The organism is Trichocoleus sp. FACHB-90 (assembly GCF_014695505.1).
GTDB classification, from domain to species: domain Bacteria; phylum Cyanobacteriota; class Cyanobacteriia; order Cyanobacteriales; family FACHB-T130; genus Funiculus; species Funiculus sociatus.
The window spans coordinates 1-16554 of record NZ_JACJOK010000089.1 but is presented as its reverse complement, the minus strand read 5'-3'; the positions used below and the strand labels follow the sequence as shown (position 1 = coordinate 16554).

Here is a 16554-nt window from a genome sequence, read left to right as displayed (position 1 = left end):
GCGGAGAAACTCCTTCGCCCCGCAAAATCTAAAATTCTTAAGTTCTCTCTATCCTGCTATGTTTAAAAAAATACTGGGCGATCCTAACGCACGCAAGCTAAAAAAATTTCAACCTTACGTTGTAGACGTTAACCTTTTCGAGGAAGAAATCCAGGCGCTGTCGGACGAGCAACTAACAGGTAAAACGGCGGAATTTAAACAGCGCTTAGCAAAAGTTAAAACATCGCGGGAACGCGAAGAAGTGTTAGATGAACTGCTCCCAGAAGCCTTTGCTGTAGTCCGGGAAGCTGGTAAAAGAGTTTTGGGAATGCGCCACTTTGATGTCCAGATGCTGGGTGGCATAGTTCTGCACAAAGGTCAAATTGCTGAGATGAAGACAGGGGAAGGAAAAACCCTGGTGTCTACTCTGCCTGCTTACCTAAATGCACTCACGGGTAGAGGGGTTCACGTAGTCACGGTTAACGATTATCTGGCAAGACGCGACGCTGAGTGGATGGGCCAGATACACCGATTTTTGGGCTTGAGTGTAGGACTGATTCAATCTGGGATGGGGCCACAGGAACGCCAGAAAAACTACGCCTGCGATATTACTTACGCTACGAACAGCGAACTGGGCTTTGACTACCTGCGCGACAACATGGCAACCTCAATGGTTGATGTGGTGCAGCGTCCGCCAAATTATTGCATCATCGACGAGGTGGACTCGGTATTGATTGATGAGGCACGGACACCACTGATTATTTCGGGACAGGTAGAACGCCCCACAGAGAAGTATATGCAGGCGGCAGCGATCGCGGCCGCTCTGGAAAAGGAAGTGGAAACTGATGGTTCAAAGGTTGGGCATTACGAGGTGGACGAAAAAGCCCGTAACGTCTTGATGACCGATGAAGGATTTGCCAGAGCCGAACAGTTGCTGGAAGTCAAGGATTTGTACGACCCGAACGACCCTTGGGCGCACTACATCTTTAATGCGATTAAAGCCAAGGAGTTGTTTAAAAAGGATGTAAACTATATCGTCCGCGACAATGAAGTAGTGATTGTGGACGAGTTTACAGGCCGCGTGTTGCCCGGTCGTCGTTGGAGTGATGGATTACACCAGGCAATTGAAGCAAAAGAGCGGGTGGAAATTCAGAATGAGACGCAAACGCTGGCGACAATTACCTATCAGAATTTCTTCTTGCTGTACGACAAGCTAGCCGGGATGACCGGAACGGCGAAAACAGAGGAAGCTGAGTTTGAAAAAATTTACAAGCTGGAAGTAACCCAAATTCCCACCAATAGAGCTCCCGGACGGCGGGATATGCCAGATGTGGTCTACAAGGCAGAGGCAGGAAAATGGCGCGCGATCGCTGAAGAATGTGCCGAACTGCACAAACTTGGACGACCAATCTTGGTGGGAACGACCAGCGTAGAAAAGTCGGAATTGCTGTCAACTTTGCTTAGCGAACTAGAGGTTCCCCACAACCTGCTGAATGCGAAACCGGAAAATGTGGAGCGAGAGTCGGAAATCGTCGCTCAAGCGGGACGCCAAGGCAAGGTGACGATCGCAACAAACATGGCAGGACGCGGAACCGACATCATTCTCGGCGGTAATTCCGATTACATGGCACGTCTGAAGCTGCGAGAATATTTTATGCCCAAGATTGTGCAGCCGTCAGAAGAAGATAGTTTTGCCTTAAGCTCTGTTCCAGGGGCTTCTGGACGTGCGCCTGCACAGGGATTTGTTCCGGGTAAGAAGGTGAAAACTTGGAAAGTTAGCCCGCAAATCTTCCCGACGCAGTTATCGCGGGAGACAGAACAAAAGCTGAAGAGTGCGGTAGACTTTGCCGTGCAGCAGTATGGCGAACGGAGTTTGGCGGAATTGGAGGCGGAGGATAAGATAGCCGTTGCTTCCGAAAAGGCACCGACTGACGATCCAGTAATCCAAAAGCTGCGCGAGGTTTACAACTTAATTCGCAAAGAGTACGACACCCTTACCGAATCAGAACATGAAGAGGTGATAAAACTTGGCGGTTTGCACGTCATCGGGACAGAACGCCACGAATCGCGTCGGATTGACAACCAATTGCGCGGTCGTGCGGGTCGTCAGGGCGACCCAGGCTCAACGAAGTTTTTCTTGAGTTTGGAAGACAACCTGCTGAGGATTTTTGGTGGCGATCGCGTGGCAGGATTAATGGATCGGTTGCGCGTAGACGAAGATATGCCTATCGAATCCGGAATGCTAACCCGCAGTCTAGAAGGGGCGCAGAAAAAAGTCGAAACCTACTACTACGACATCCGGAAGCAGGTTTTTGAGTACGACGAGGTGATGAATAACCAGCGTCGCGCTATCTACGCCGAACGTCGTCGCGTCTTGGAAGGTCTAGATTTGAAAGAACAGGTGATCCAGTACGCTGAGCGCACAATGGATGACATTGTGGATGCCTACGTCAACCCGGAATTGCCCTCGGAAGAGTGGGATTTAAACAGTCTGGTAGCAAAAGTTAAGGAGTTTGTCAACCTTTTGGCAGACCTAGAGCCATCTCATCTAGATGATATGGGTGTAGGGGAAATCAAAACGTTCTTGCAAGAAGAAGTACGAAAAGCCTACGATCTCAAGGAATCGAACGTAGATCAAATTCAGCCCGGTTTGATGCGACAAGCGGAGCGGTTCTTTATTTTGCAACAGATTGATACCCTCTGGCGGGAACACTTGCAAGGAATGGATGCTCTCCGTGAGTCTGTAGGTTTACGCGGCTACGGGCAAAAAGACCCTCTGATTGAGTATAAGCAGGAAGGTTACGAAATGTTCTTGGACATGATGACGGATATCCGCAGAAATGTAGTATATTCCCTCTTCCAGTTCCAGCCTCAAGCTCAGCCGCAAGCAGTTTAAATATAGATATAGCGGTTCTCAGTCAGAAAGTCGGAACAAGAAAACCCCACGCCAACAGCCAACCGCAGTTGGGAGTGGGGTTCTCTTATTATCGGCAATTAGAAGGATTTGATTGCCGTTGGCAGTAATAAGCGGGTTAAGTAGCGGTTTCCTTCCATCTGGTAGAATTGGAGGTTGCCGCCAAAGGAACGGACAAAGCGTTGGCAAATTTTTAGAGCAGGTAACTTGGGCGCTGCGAGTACCTTAAAGTTAAAGGTTTCGGAATTGGTAATTAATAATTCTAGTAGAGGCGGGGTGACACTACCCGGTCGTGCCGCATGACTAGATGTATCAGATGATGGGAAAAGACCTTGCTCGTTGGCACTTTTAACTTCAGTCTTGATATTTATCCGGCTACCAACTGGGGCCAGACGACCCGCGACGCTGAGAATTTCGCAGAGGACGCATTCGAGTTTGAGGGGGTCGGCATAAACGTCCTGGTTGCTACTAGCGCCCCCGGAACGCACTTGGAGTTGTCGTTCATGGTACAGGGGTGCTAAGAGCAAAAGCGATCGCTTCAACACACTTGTTAGCGTCACCCTGGTCAGATGTTGTCGCAGCTGCCACTGCTCCTCTTGCAGGAGCGGCGTGAATTCTGTCAGGATATTCTCTAATTCCCGCAGCAGTTGCGTCGAGTGCATCCGCACTAAAGACTTATCTGGCTGATTCCCCTTAGCGGGTGATTCTAGTTCATTTAGGCGGTTGATGCGGTCAGTTGTAGCCTGATGCAGGCTTTCTAAAGAGCGATGTTTATACCAGTTGAGCTGTTCTAAGTTTCTTACCTCTTGGTGTAGAGTTGCGCTCAACAAGTTATAGCGGCGAATTCGGGCGAACTGTCGCACCAGAGTTTCTAAAACTGGTAGTAAGTGCCTAGACCACTCGCGCCCCCGATCGTCTGCAAGTATGATGAAACCAGCCAATTTGGGATTTTCGCTCTTCGATTTTGGATTAGGGTCGTCTTCCGACAATCCAAAATCTGAATTCGGTTGCTTTGCAAAATCCGGCAGAGCCATAATTAACAGACAGCCGATGCCGGGACTACTCAGCCATTGCCGAGAAGAATTTGGGATTTGGGTGCCGCGCTTTTCTACAAGACCATCTGTAGCTAAGGCTTCCTGAATTAGGGAATCGGTTGGCGATACAGATAGTCCTGGGGAAAGGGCAAAACGAGGATTAGCCATTACCGCCGCTGCGACCTTCCCGGTTTTGTGGCGTTCCGTTGTGCCTTCCCAGTCCAGAAGCATAGCTAAGGGACATTCCAGCATCTCAGAGAGGAATTGTACCAAGGCGCGATCGCATTGTGCTTGGTCTGACGATGCCGACAAAAGCATTTGCAAACCGTTGTGCAGGTGAAGTTGCGCTGACTCTGAGAGTTTGGTGAGGGTTCTCAGGTTGAAGGTGCGTACTGCCACACTTAACTGTTGGCTAACGATGCCTACTAAGGATCGCTCAGTTTGACTCCAAGTTCGGGGGGTGCTGTGGCAAATAACTAGAAAACAGGAAAAAGAAGTATCCGCTTGCACAATAGGGCATATTAAAAGCGATCGCACGCCCACAACCCCCAAGCTTTCCTTCCAACTTAAAAGTCGCTGGTCTTGTTCCCAATCTTCTATCGCCACCACCGATGGCTCGCTTTGCTCAAATAACTGCTGCTGGGCATCTGTAAGGCGGATCAAGCCTGTCGTCAAGGGTCTTCTGTTAATTGGCTGGCGTTGGTAAACAATTGTATAGGGGCTTGATGATTGGGGATTTGAAGATGGGGAGGCTTGAGGAAAGCTTTCTTTTCCTTCTTGGTTCCCAGCCCCCAGCCCCCAGTCCCCAGTCCCCAATCCCTGGACTATCAAAAAACGTTCCACGCCCAATCGGTTCAGCAGCAACTGAGCGCACTGATCCAACGCTTTACCAGCATCAGTATTATCTGCGATCGCGCGGGCGCACTCAGCAACCAGTTGGGCATCCTGTTGAGTTGAGGCCAGTGTTGTTTCTATCTCCTCACTGCCTGCTCCAAGGGCGATCAGCTGGGCAGCAGCGCGGATATAGTTTTTTTCCGCCTCTTCCCAGATGCGGGCTTCATTGCCTTCTACAGCCAGAAATCCCACCAGTTCTTGCTGCACCAAAATTGGCGCTGCCAGTAAAGACCTTGCCCGCAGTCTGGAGAGCAACTGCCCTGTCACTTCGGCTTTCAGAGGGCTTCTGCCAGCACCAATCGCAATTAACCTATTTTCATTCAGAGCTTGATAAAATTCGCTAACTTCTTGTAAAGTGATGCCAGCAGCAGCACTGGTTAACGGGTTTGTTAGTCCCTTAGAGGTGTGGCGATTGCCCACCCGGTGCCAAAAATAGCGTCGCTCTGGCGAATACCAATAAACGCTGGTGCGCGTTGGTGCAACGAATTGCTGAGTCATGGCTACCACAGCTTCCAAACGTTGCTGCATCGTGGGAAACCGCGCCACCTGGTCTATCACTTGGAACAGGGGTTGGTCGGGGCGCTTGGTAGAGGAATGCTGCCAATCCAGTTCTATCTGGTAAAGTGCAGTGGCTAAGCCCCCGAACAACAGTGACATCTGGGCTTTTTCGCCTGCGCTTTGAGAGCCGCCCCATACGTGTGACCCCAGCAGCACAACACCATAACAACGGTCTTTGGAGCGCAATGGGAAAAAAAGCGCCCCCTGAACCCCAAATTCTTGAGCCGCCCGTCGCCATTCTCCAGCCCGCACTTCTTCGCTCAAATTTGGAACACTCACTGGTCGCTGCTGGATCACTACCTGTTCTAGAAGGTCGCCTGGAGTGAGGCTGAACTTATTTTTAAGAAATTTGGTGTCGGCAGTAGGGGTGATGCCTCCCTTGCCAAACAAACGGTGATCTAATTTATCGTAAAGACTAATCCAAATCAGGCGATATTCAAACTCTGAGACAAGATAATTCAGGGTGGTTTCGATGAGAACGTCAACATTCTCCTCTTCCCGCAGGGTCTGAAGAACGCGCCCCAAGGCAACGATTTGATTTTCGTAGTCTGCTGGACTTTGCTGATGACCCATGTTATTTAACTACGATGCTGCCTTTATACCATTTTGGCTACAAGGATTTTGGATTTTGGATTGTAGAGACGTGATATATGGCATCTCTAAGAGTAGTTTGTTTCAGAAATTGAAGTGTTTTAGGCATAATAGCAAGTGGTATTAATGAATTAAAATTTTAAAATAAGAGATAAATTCGGTTATTATCCATTTTTAATTAGCATTTTTAAGGTTTAATTTTTTTGACCAGTAACCAGCTTTTGGATTAAAGAAAGTGGATATATATCAAGCCGCTATTCGTCCGGTTTTATTTTCTGGGTTGAAAGCCGATCCAGAATGGCTGCATCAGCAAACTTTACAGATGTTTAGTGCCTTAACGCGATCGCATCGCCCTCCTAGTAGTTGGATTCTCTCTCAATTCCAGCAAACCTACTGTCTCCAAGATTCTCGCCTTGAGCAAACTCTCTTTGGGCTAAAATTCCCCAATCCAGTCGGTTTGGCAGCTGGGTTTGATAAAGATGGCGTTGCTGCTGGGATTTGGCAGCATCTCGGCTTTGGCTTTGCGGAACTCGGTACTGTGACGTTGCACTCGCAACCGGGAAACCCCCGTCCTCGCCTGTTTCGCTTGGCCGAGGACAAAGCCGCCCTCAACCGTATGGGATTTAATAATCAAGGAGCAGCTGCAATGGCAGCTAGGCTAGAAACTGTTGGTCATCCCAATTCCCAATTCCCAATTCCCCTCGGCATTAATCTAGGTAAATCTAAGATAACGCCATTAGAGTCTGCTGCGGCTGATTATCTCGGTAGTTTTCGACTCTTGAAGGATTACGGCGATTACTTTGTAGTTAACGTAAGTTCTCCGAATACTCCAGGTTTACGAAGTCTTCAATCAAAAGAGCAGCTGAGTCTGATTTTGGATGCCCTGCAACAAGAAAACCAGGGAGAAAAGCCTATATTAGTGAAGATTGCACCAGATTTGGAATGGGAAGCGATCGCTTCGGTCATCGAACTAGCTCAAAATTACCATTTGGCGGCGATTATTGCCACTAACACCACCATCAGTCGGGATAATCTCAAAACCCAAACAGTTACCTCGACAGGTAAACCAGTTAGCGAAGAAGCTGGCGGTATCAGCGGCGCACCAGTGAAAGAGCGTTCTACTCAAGTGATTCGCTTTATCTCTCAGGAAACCAAAGGTAAATTACCCATTATCGGTGTCGGTGGCATTTTCACCCCTGAAGACGCTTGGGAAAAAATCGTTGCAGGTGCTAGTCTCCTGCAAGTTTACACTGGCTGGATTTACGAAGGCCCCTGGATGGTGCGTCGCATTCTGGAAGGACTGCGGCAAAAATTAAACGAGCAAGGATTAGCTTCCCTCTCTGACGCTATTGGCATTGAAAATCAGCAGTCATAGGTTGGTTAAGCAACGCACACGCCCCGAACTTAAGCTTATTGACAACTGACAACTTGCTAAGAATTGAATGGCACTGACTTCAGCCCTGCGCTTCCTGTATATCCACTTAAACCCGTTTCAAAGGGTTTGAGCTTTGAGAGGTGAAATAAATTTCACCTCTCTTAAGTTAGTGCCATTCGACTAAGAATCTTTGTTTACCAAAATAATGTGATACTTGGAGTCAAAAACAATCTTTTCTTCTTGCTGTAACTTCCCAAGCAAGCGCGTGATTGTCACTCTAGTAACACCGCAGGCGTTGGCAAGGTCTTGATGAGTCAGACGAACACTCAGGCGAGTTCCTTGCGCTACGGGTTCGCCAATTTCCTGTTTCAGCAGCAACAATAAATTCTGTAAGCGATCTTGCAATCGTCGTTGTCCAGAAATAGCTAAAAGTGATTCTGTCTGCTGTAGCCGTCGATTAATTTTTGGTAAAATGCTCTGCGCTAGAGTCGGGGAAGCTGCTATTTCTGCTAAAGAAATGGTAACTAACTCCACGTCCGATAGAGCTGTAGCTTGATAGGTGTGTAGAGTAGTCAAACAAGAACCAAAAAGCATCGAGGGGCCAGCTAACCCTACAAGCACCTCTTCGCAATTTTCACCCATCGTAGTCAACCTTACTAAACCCTGACAAACTAGCCAAAGCTTTTGAGGGTCGAGGGGGACGATTTCCCCTCTAGAATAACGATGCACGACGCGATCGCTTTTGTTGTCGTAGTCATCCTTTCTTAGTACGCCATTCGCCCGCTTGCTGGCAGTGATATCGCGAATCATCCAGCGCAATGTGGCTGGATTGCCCTTGTTATTGAAACTCAGAGCCACTGTCACAGCTGCATCAAAAATTTCTTTATGGCGTGGCTGTATGCGTACTTCCCATTCACGCACTTGCTGCGGCTCGGACAGTTGGTTGAGTTGATGGCGGAAGTCTCGGCGCTCTTGTTGAGTGATGAAAACAGTCAGGGGTTTGCCTACCAGAAACTCGTGAGACACGTTGAGCAGCGCCGCAGCAGCGCGGTTGGCTTCTCTAATTGTTCCTTCTGCATCAGTTATTAAGTAACCCTGCGGTGCGAACTCGAACAGTTCCTGGTAGCGCTGGCGTTCCGCTTCTAACTCCTGGTGTACGCCTGCTAGTTCCTCATTCTGCTGGCGTAGCGTCTCTACAGCTACTTGCAACTCTTCCGACGCGATGCCTAACTCTTTGAATGCCGTCGGCAATAGCTCTGTTTGCCGCAACGGTTCCAATGCGATCGCGCCTTCATACAGATCAGCTAGACGCAAGTGTATGTCTTCTATCTGTTGGCTAAATATGTTTACATTCATCTCAGTTTTCCTATGTTTGCTGGTTTTTAATACGGAGGAATAGAGGCTACTCATACTTTTACCTTAAATTCTCCACTTCTTCTAGCAGTTTTTTCTACTATTCATCACCTTCCCAAAGACGCATTGTTGATTTTTTATTTAATTATCTATCTTCATAAAATATTACGATTTATCCTTATCTTCATCCATTATAGATTTTTTAAATTTAAAATTATCCTAATTTTATACTATTGAATAAATTTTTAATGAGGATTGAGATTTTGTAACTTTACCAAACATTGACACAGGTTTAATACCTAACGTTCGCGTTGTTATACCCATTCTACCAATAATTAAGTCTTTCTAATTAGCAACACATATAACAATTAAAAGCATAGCGATTTCATTTTTTTTTTGTATTTTCAGACGAGTCGCTATTGGTTATTTTTAATAGCTGATGTTGTTACCTGTCACTGTCTACAATTATTTTAAACTTTTTGCAGATGGCGAATATTATTGATGAGAATAAGCAGTTAAATTTAACTTGGCTATCTGAGCGATCGCATAACAGCACCGTACCCAAAATTGCCCTAATTCAGACCCTTATGAAACGGGCAGGGGGAACCGGATGTGTGGCATCACAAAGAAGATTAGTATTAAACTAAGGCAGAATCAGGAAACCGCACCGCTGAACCCGCGTAAATGTATCCATATGAGCAAAATTGCGATCGCTTCATCCGGATAATCTCCTTGTGTCCCGCTAGTTTATCCAGTACCTAATCGTTTTATCATCACTTCCTATGGCATTTCTCAACATCGTCAGAGAAGTCTTGACAGGTTTCGTGCAAGGGTTTCGTATGGCTTGGTGGGTAGAAATTGCTACTACCGAACCTCGCTGCATCTATTATTTTGGCCCTTTCGATAACTCTGCTCAAGCAGCGGCAGCCTGCCCCGGATATATTGAAGATATTTACAAGGAGAAAGCTCAGGGAATCAAAGTTAAGATCAAACGCTGTAAACCGGAGGCGTTGACGGTATGTGATGAAGAAAATGATGAGTTATGAGTTATTAATTGAAAACTCATAACTCAAAACTTTTAAAACTCGATTCCCGGTTGCGCCTTAACACCCTGTTCCCGGAACGGGTGCTTGACGAGAGTCATTTCAGTTACTAAGTCAGCTCGCTCAATTAGGGCATCTGGCGCACCTCTGCCTGTGAGAATAACATGAGACTGGGTTGGCTTCTCTTTCAACCCCGCTAGCACTTCCTCCACACTCAAGAAGCCGAGTTTCAGCGCCACGTTAATTTCATCTAACAGCACCAACTTAAAGTCAGGGTTGCGGATAAAGTTTAACCCAGTTTCCCAAGCAGCGTGCGCTTTCTGGATATCTCGCTCTCTATCTTGGGTTTCCCAGGTGAAGCCTTCACCCATTGCATGGAACTCTAGCTGATCTGAATAGCGGCTAAACACAGCCTTCTCTGCGGGTTCCCAGGCTCCTTTGATAAATTGTACGATCGCTACCCGATAGCCATGACCGAGCGATCGCAACACCATCCCCAAGGCAGCAGTAGTTTTCCCCTTACCATTGCCCGTATTGACGATTATTAAGCCTTTTTCCTGCGAGGCTTTCGCCACCCGTTGATCTTGAACTTCTTTGCGCCGCTGCATTTTCCGCTGATACTGCTCTTGAGTTAGCGATGATGCTGTACTTTCCGGCGAGTCATCAACTTCTAAGCTTTCATTCAAGTCAGTCTGGCTATCAGTTTTCATAAAACCTTTACAGAAACAACTATTGCATTTTTGAAAATTTACCTTAGTTTAGCAACTTTGTTAAAACAAAATTTATATAAACTATCTAATCTTTATGAAAACATTACTGTTTTTTGATTAATTACTACTTACAATAAAGTAATAAAAATTGTTTTTATTACTCAGATTAACCTGGATATACCTAGAGGAAACATTCTGCTTAATAGTAACTTTTCTAGTCAAATTCTCTGAAATTCACTCGGACAATCATGAAAATCTTTCTCCTCCAATCCTATATCATTAATCTGTGCTTCCCCTATGAGGAGTGTTACCCCTTTTTGATAACCTTTAACTTAAGCCGAACTGATTCGGCTTCATTTAAGTGCATACCCGTACGATTTTAAGTTGGTCAATGAAATCTGAACAAAGCGCAAAAAAACTTAATCTAGAATCAACATTACAAGGATTAAACCTCTACGAAGCTTGTATCGAGTTTGATTGCACCACAGAAGACGTTATCAAGCTATTTGAGGAAAATCCGCTGCTACCAGGTTTAATTGTAATGGAGGGGAATCAGCTTGTTGGCATGATTTCCCGACGACGGTTTTTTGAATACATCAGTCGTCGGTACAGCTTGGAATTGGTTGCCAAACGCCCTTTGCGTGAAATTCCAGCTTTGCCTTTTAGCGAATCGCTTTATCAAAGCCATACCCAAATTTTAGTTTTTCCCTCCTACTCTTCGATTACAGCAGCAGTGCGGGAATCTTTGAGGCGATCGCCTGAATTAATTTATGAACCAATTATCGTACAAACCGCACCAGGTGTCTATAAACTATTGGATGTACATCAACTTTTGATGGCACAGTCAGAGTTGCATGAGATAACAATGGCAGCTTATAAGCAGATGGGAATAGCGCTGCAAGAAGCAAAAAACCAACTTTTAGCTGTTTTAGATGCCGTACCAGGATTTGTTTCTTGGATTAGTTCAGATTTACACTATTTGGGAGTCAACCAGCATTTAGCAGAATCATTTAACTTATCCCCAGAAGAATTTATCGGTCAGAAAGTTGGATGTTTTGACAGCAGCAATCACTTTCCTGAATTGATAGAAGATTTTTTTAAATCTCCAGCCCAAACTACTTGCCAAGAAGCGATCGCACAAATTAATGGCAGCACTAGGAATTATCTAATTGTAGCTCAAAAGTATAATCAAAACCAAGCGGCTGTTACAGTAGGCATTGATATTACCCAACGCAAAATATTAGAAGAAGAACTGCGGGCATCCCTAGAGCGGGAAAAAGAACTTGGTAAACTCAAATCTCGCTTTATTTCTATGACCTCCCATGAATTCCGTACTCCCCTTAGTACCATCCTCTCTTCTGCCGAATTATTAGAACATTACAGCCACAAATGGACTGAAGAGAAAAAAATCGTTCACTACGATCGCATTCAATCATCTGTTAATCGCATGATTAGACTGCTAGATGATGTGCTAACGATTGGGAAAGCTGAAACAGGAAGTTTATATTTCAAACCTTCGCCTGTGAATCTAGAACAATTTTGTTTAGAATTAGTAAGAGAGTTACAGCCAACCGAAGGTAATCAGCACGCGATTAACTTTATTAATCGCTGCCAACATACCTATTATTACCTTGATGAGAAGCTGCTGCGCCATATCCTTACAAATTTGCTTTCAAACGCTATAAAATATTCGCAGGAAGGTAGCGAGGTTAAATTAGAAATCTTCCATAAAAAAGGAAGAATAATCTTTCAAATTGAAGATAAAGGCATTGGTATTCCAGACCAAGATCGCCAGTGCCTGTTTGAGTCATTCCATCGAGCCGCAAATGTTGGCAACATCCCCGGAACTGGACTTGGATTGGCAATTGTTAAAAAATGTGTTGAGCTGCACTCTGGAGAGATTACCGTAGACAGTCAACTGGGAGTAGGTACTAACTTTACAGTCACGTTACCAGTTAGCAGTCGGCTTTCAGCTTTTGCGCGCAAGAGTAAGTTGTCACACTATGCTAAACACAAACATTGATTCCACAGCGAAAATCATCACAGCTACTAAAGCAATTCTCATTCATTGTAAACTGTAGCGCGGGCATCACGACGACAGGCTCTGCGGCTGTTAGGTTATGACAAAGATTTTGGTAATTGAAGACGAGACATCAATCAGAGAGAACATTCTGGAGTTGTTGAAGGCAGAGGGTTACAACGCTCTTGCTGCGGAAAATGGTCAGATAGGGTTGCAGTTGGCTACTGAACAACTCCCAGATTTGATTATCTCGGATGCGCGGATGCCAAAACTCGATGGTTATGGTGTATTGACGGCGCTACGATCTAACGCTGTGACGGCGACAATTCCCTTCATTTTTCTCACAGCCAAAGCTGCCAAAACTGATTTGCGTCAAGGGATGGAATTGGGTGCAGACGACTACCTCGCCAAGCCGTTTACTAGAGGCGAGTTATTGAGAGCGATCGCTACACGTTTGGAAAAACAGGCAGCAGTTAACCGACAATCGCAACAGCAACTAAATAATTTACGTACCAATATCACCCTTACTCTTCCCCACGAACTGCATACACCTCTTAATGGAATCTTGTGTGGTTCGCAATTACTAATTGATGAAGCTAACGACCTAGAACCGCAAGAAATCCTAGAAATAGCAGGTGATATTCGTACCTCTGCGGAACGTTTATCTAAATTAGTTCATAATTTTTTACTGTACGCTCAACTAGAACTAATTGCAACCGATCCAGCGCAAATAGAAGCGCTACGACAAAACAGCCGCACCGATTCCGCTAAAAACGCCATAATAGACGCAGCAACTCAAAAAGCCAAGCAAGCTGGTAGAGAAATGGATTTAGTATTAGACCTGCAAGATGCAGCTGTCTCCATTTCTCAGAAAAAACTGCAAAAAATTGTTGAAGAACTTGTGGACAATGCCTGTAAGTTTTCCTCCCCCAAAAGTAAGATTCGCGTCGCTAGTAAGCATGAAAATAGCACTTTTGTGCTGTTTATAACTGACTACGGCAAGGGTATGACAGCAGAACAAATTGCGACGATGGGAGCTTATATGCGATTTGAGCGCAAACTTTCTTCCCAGCAAGGCCCCGGCTTAGGACTGCTAATTGCTAAACACTTAATCGAACTTCACGCTGGAGAATTAGAAATTGACAGTATTCCACAGGAAAAAACTATCGTGCGCGTTGCTTTGCCAATAGCAAATTGAAAATGCTATTTTAATTTAAGAATTTCCGTCTTTAATTCTGCTTCAACCAGGGAAACTGAGAAGCAACATCATCAGGTTCTTCAATTAGAGCAGCCATATCCCCCCGGTAGTTCTTGTTAATGAAAGTCGCTTTGCTCTTCAAATGTTTAGGTACATAACAAAGGTTAACAGGGAGTCCGTGGAAAAGCAGAAATTCTGCTAGATGTTCGGGATGAATGTATATACCCTCCTGATGCAGCCGCCGCAACATTTCCAAAAAAGTAGGCCAACGTTGATTGGGTTGAGGCTGAGGTGATGATGTAACGCTAGATGTATTAGAGGAAATATTGCTGGTCATAGTGTCTCAAGAGATACTAAATTTTTCTCTGGATTTGAGGCATTATAATTGCCTTTTCCTAGTCTACAAAATTTTTAGATTTAGCGAATTGCGGTGATCCCCATACTTATGCTAGATGCGATTTTCGTGTATCGCTGCTATGCGCTAAGCTGTCCTATGCCATTTTTATGGTCTACACAACAATTGGAGTGTGGCAAATGCAACAAATAAGCTAAATCCAGGCAAAATTGAAATGTTAGCCCAATCATAATAGTTTTAAATTTACAAATTCCATGAATTTAGGCAAAATAGCTGTCATTCAAGGTGATATTACCCAGCAAAAGGTAGATGCGATCGCTAATGCGGCGAATACCTCGTTACTAGGTGGCGGCGGTGTCGATGGGGCAATTCACCGAGCCGCTGGGCCAGAATTGTTAGTAGAATGTCGCCAGCTCAAGGGCTGCGCCACTGGTCAGGCAAAGATTACCAAGGGTTACAATCTTCCTGCTAAGTGGGTAATTCATACAGTCGGCCCAATTTGGCAGGGAGGCAACCATCAGGAGGATGAGCTTTTAGCTAGTTGTTATCGCAGTTGTCTAGCTATAGCGAAGCAATACGAGATACGCAGCATCGCTTTTCCTGCTATCAGCACAGGTGTCTATGGGTTTCCGATAGAACGCGCCGCCAGAATTGCTGTGACTGAGGTGAAAAAGTTTCTGGATGAGAATAGCTCAGTCGAACAGGTGATTTTTGTATGCTTTGGGGAATCAACCTACAATTCTTATGTTGGTGCTATCAATGAAATTTTACAGGCAGGATAGCGATCGCTTCTTCAATCCTCTTTACTGTTGCTACTCCAGCTGGGTATCTCCTCCACCATCGCTGGTTATATTGACAATGGCGTTCATTCTTTTGCGAGTATAAAAATGTCCAAATCGGGTAACAAAATCGCACCCGCCCCCATGCCAACGACGATTAACGTCGTGGATCTAGTTGATAATTACTTCAGTGCCTACAACTCCGCTCGTCTGCGGGAAATGTGCCACCTGTTGAGTCGCGAGGTGTTACAAGAAGGTGTCACAGTGGGAGTTAGCCTATCCGGTGCTATGACACCGACTGGGATGGGAGTAGGAATTTTGGCACCACTGATCCGCAACGGCTTTATTGACTGGATGATCAGCACGGGTGCCAATCTTTACCACGATATGCACTTTGGTTTGGGTTTTGACCTTTATACAGGTAATCCGTTTGTTGATGATGTGAAGCTGCGCGAGGAAGGCACCATTCGCATTTATGACATCGTTTTTGGCTACGACGTGTTGCTGGAAACCGATGCCTTCATCCGCAAGATTCTCCAAGCCGAACCGTTCCAGAAGCGGATGGGAACTGCTGAATTTCACCACTTGCTGGGCAAATATGTCTCGGAAGTAGAAAAGCAAGTTGGGGTGAAAAATTCCAGCTTGTTAGCAACTGCTTATGAGTGTGGCGTCCCCATTTATACTTCTTCCCCCGGAGATAGTTCGATTGGGATGAACGTCGCGGCTTTGTCGCTGGAAGGGTCAAAATTAGTAATAGATCCATCCATAGATGTGAACGAGACAGCTGCGATCGCATACTGCGCCCGTGAAAGTGGCAACCCAGATGTAGAAGGCAAAAGCGCTGCTGTCATCATTGGCGGCGGTAGCCCGAAAAACTTCTTGCTGCAAACCCAACCGCAACTTCACGAAGTGCTGGGATTAGAAGAACGAGGTCACGACTACTTCGTTCAAGTCACTGATGCTCGTCCAGATACAGGTGGTTTGTCTGGTGCTACCCCAAGCGAGGCGGTCAGCTGGGGCAAAATTGACCCGGAAGAGTTACCCAGCACTATTGTTTGTTACACCGACAGCACCATTGCCCTACCAATTATCACTGCCTACGTGATGAACCAGTGCCAGCCTCGCGCCTTAAAGCGGTTGTATGACAGGCGGGAAGAAATGTTGGATAAACTGCGTACAGATTATCTGGCGGCAAAAACCCAGCCAATTGAAGAAATCCCGGCTGCTGTTGCTGAGAGTGCTTCTGGTGAGCAACCTGTAGCAACTTATCCCTGCGGCAGGGTGATTCCTAATACTCAGTAGTATTTCTCGTTCCCAGTCTCTGACTGGGAATGTTGATTTTGTTAGCGAAGCGCTGCGTAAGCGCGGTGCCTGATATTTTCTGTCTTACGAGGGAAGGTGAGCCTAGGAACGAGGAAGTTTAGCAGTCACTACATACCACATATTATTTGGTAACGTCCGCTTGTGGAGGAACTTCGCTTCCAGGTCATCTTGCTGCAAAATTTGAATGTCAGATAAGCCTTTTTCTCTCAACCATACTTCCATCTCATTGCTATACATACCAAATAGATATGGCTCACCGATTTCACTGAGTGTATCAATGCTGGAAGCTATACCTGGAACTAAATCGTTTTTGAACCCACATTCCGCACCCGCAACTGGCACATAGACAGCGGCTCCAAGCGTAGAAGAGAATCCCCAACTAAACTATTGAGTATTTATACTTAATAGTTATCCGGAAAATCAGAGCG

At 45.8% G+C, this 16554-nt stretch carries 13 protein-coding genes; 8 read left to right on the top strand and 5 right to left on the bottom strand.

Annotated elements, in window-relative coordinates:
* Positions 1-58 precede the first annotated feature (58 nt).
* Positions 59-2875, top strand: a complete 2817-nt coding sequence (gene secA, locus H6F74_RS25780; RefSeq protein WP_190444982.1) for a preprotein translocase subunit SecA — start codon at positions 59-61, stop codon at positions 2873-2875.
* Between the two features lie 98 nt (positions 2876-2973).
* Here the strand turns inward: secA and H6F74_RS25775 are convergent, their stop codons facing one another.
* Positions 2974-5952 carry a GAF domain-containing protein gene (locus H6F74_RS25775; RefSeq protein ID WP_190444981.1) on the bottom strand — a complete coding sequence of 993 codons (2979 nt, stop codon included), beginning with the start codon at positions 5950-5952 and terminating at the stop codon, positions 2974-2976.
* A 253-nt stretch (positions 5953-6205) separates the two neighbouring features.
* Between H6F74_RS25775 and H6F74_RS25770 the strand changes: the two genes are divergently transcribed.
* Positions 6206-7345, top strand: coding sequence for a quinone-dependent dihydroorotate dehydrogenase (locus tag H6F74_RS25770; RefSeq protein WP_190444980.1), 1140 nt, complete (start codon positions 6206-6208; stop codon positions 7343-7345).
* A 180-nt stretch (positions 7346-7525) separates the two neighbouring features.
* Here H6F74_RS25770 and H6F74_RS25765 read toward each other — a convergent pair whose 3' ends face one another.
* Positions 7526-8701, bottom strand: a complete 1176-nt coding sequence (locus tag H6F74_RS25765; RefSeq protein WP_190444979.1) for a PAS domain S-box protein — start codon at positions 8699-8701, stop codon at positions 7526-7528.
* Positions 8702-9183: 482 nt separating this feature from the next.
* On the opposite strand from H6F74_RS25765, the gene H6F74_RS25760 reads away from it, so the two are divergent.
* Together H6F74_RS25760 and H6F74_RS25755 are read left to right on the top strand one after the other, a co-directional pair.
* A complete protein-coding gene (locus H6F74_RS25760) occupies positions 9184-9345 on the top strand; it encodes a hypothetical protein (RefSeq protein ID WP_190444978.1) in 162 nt (53 codons plus the stop codon).
* Between the two features lie 135 nt (positions 9346-9480).
* Positions 9481-9744 carry a DUF1816 domain-containing protein gene (locus H6F74_RS25755; protein WP_190444977.1) on the top strand — a complete coding sequence of 88 codons (264 nt, stop codon included), beginning with the start codon at positions 9481-9483 and terminating at the stop codon, positions 9742-9744.
* 32 nt (positions 9745-9776) lie between these two features.
* On the opposite strand, the gene cobO is transcribed toward H6F74_RS25755, so the two are convergent.
* Entirely contained in the window at positions 9777-10451 is a 675-nt protein-coding gene (cobO, locus tag H6F74_RS25750; protein ID WP_190444976.1) for a cob(I)yrinic acid a,c-diamide adenosyltransferase, read from the bottom strand.
* Between the two features lie 391 nt (positions 10452-10842).
* On the opposite strand from cobO, the gene H6F74_RS25745 reads away from it, so the two are divergent.
* On the top strand, positions 10843-12474 hold the full coding sequence (locus H6F74_RS25745; RefSeq protein WP_190444975.1) for an ATP-binding protein: 1632 nt from the start codon (positions 10843-10845) through the stop codon (positions 12472-12474).
* Between the two features lie 97 nt (positions 12475-12571).
* Complete coding sequence (locus H6F74_RS25740; RefSeq protein WP_190444974.1) at positions 12572-13669, top strand: response regulator; 1098 nt, start codon at positions 12572-12574, stop codon at positions 13667-13669.
* A gap of 31 nt (positions 13670-13700) precedes the next feature.
* Here the strand turns inward: H6F74_RS25740 and H6F74_RS25735 are convergent, their stop codons facing one another.
* Positions 13701-14006 (bottom strand): hypothetical protein, encoded by a 306-nt coding sequence (locus H6F74_RS25735; RefSeq protein WP_190444973.1) that lies wholly within the window; start codon positions 14004-14006, stop codon positions 13701-13703.
* 272 nt (positions 14007-14278) lie between these two features.
* On the opposite strand from H6F74_RS25735, the gene H6F74_RS25730 reads away from it, so the two are divergent.
* Positions 14279-14806: an O-acetyl-ADP-ribose deacetylase gene (locus H6F74_RS25730; protein WP_190444972.1), complete on the top strand. Its 528-nt coding sequence runs from the start codon at positions 14279-14281 to the stop codon at positions 14804-14806.
* A 105-nt stretch (positions 14807-14911) separates the two neighbouring features.
* Complete coding sequence (gene speY, locus H6F74_RS25725) at positions 14912-16105, top strand: deoxyhypusine synthase (RefSeq protein ID WP_190444971.1); 1194 nt, start codon at positions 14912-14914, stop codon at positions 16103-16105.
* A gap of 102 nt (positions 16106-16207) precedes the next feature.
* Here speY and H6F74_RS25720 read toward each other — a convergent pair whose 3' ends face one another.
* Positions 16208-16468 (bottom strand): hypothetical protein, encoded by a 261-nt coding sequence (locus H6F74_RS25720; RefSeq protein ID WP_190444970.1) that lies wholly within the window; start codon positions 16466-16468, stop codon positions 16208-16210.
* Positions 16469-16554 lie beyond the last annotated feature (86 nt).

Coding starts and splice junctions, on each gene's coding strand:
- secA (WP_190444982.1), top strand. CDS start 59: ATGTTTAAAAAAATACTGGGCGATCCTAACGCACGCAAGCTAAAAAAA.
- H6F74_RS25775 (WP_190444981.1), bottom strand. CDS start 5,952: ATGGGTCATCAGCAAAGTCCAGCAGACTACGAAAATCAAATCGTTGCC.
- H6F74_RS25765 (WP_190444979.1), bottom strand. CDS start 8,701: ATGAATGTAAACATATTTAGCCAACAGATAGAAGACATACACTTGCGT.
- H6F74_RS25760 (WP_190444978.1), top strand. CDS start 9,184: ATGGCGAATATTATTGATGAGAATAAGCAGTTAAATTTAACTTGGCTA.
- H6F74_RS25755 (WP_190444977.1), top strand. CDS start 9,481: ATGGCATTTCTCAACATCGTCAGAGAAGTCTTGACAGGTTTCGTGCAA.
- cobO (WP_190444976.1), bottom strand. CDS start 10,451: ATGAAAACTGATAGCCAGACTGACTTGAATGAAAGCTTAGAAGTTGAT.
- H6F74_RS25745 (WP_190444975.1), top strand. CDS start 10,843: ATGAAATCTGAACAAAGCGCAAAAAAACTTAATCTAGAATCAACATTA.
- H6F74_RS25740 (WP_190444974.1), top strand. CDS start 12,572: ATGACAAAGATTTTGGTAATTGAAGACGAGACATCAATCAGAGAGAAC.
- H6F74_RS25735 (WP_190444973.1), bottom strand. CDS start 14,006: ATGACCAGCAATATTTCCTCTAATACATCTAGCGTTACATCATCACCT.
- H6F74_RS25730 (WP_190444972.1), top strand. CDS start 14,279: ATGAATTTAGGCAAAATAGCTGTCATTCAAGGTGATATTACCCAGCAA.
- speY (WP_190444971.1), top strand. CDS start 14,912: ATGTCCAAATCGGGTAACAAAATCGCACCCGCCCCCATGCCAACGACG.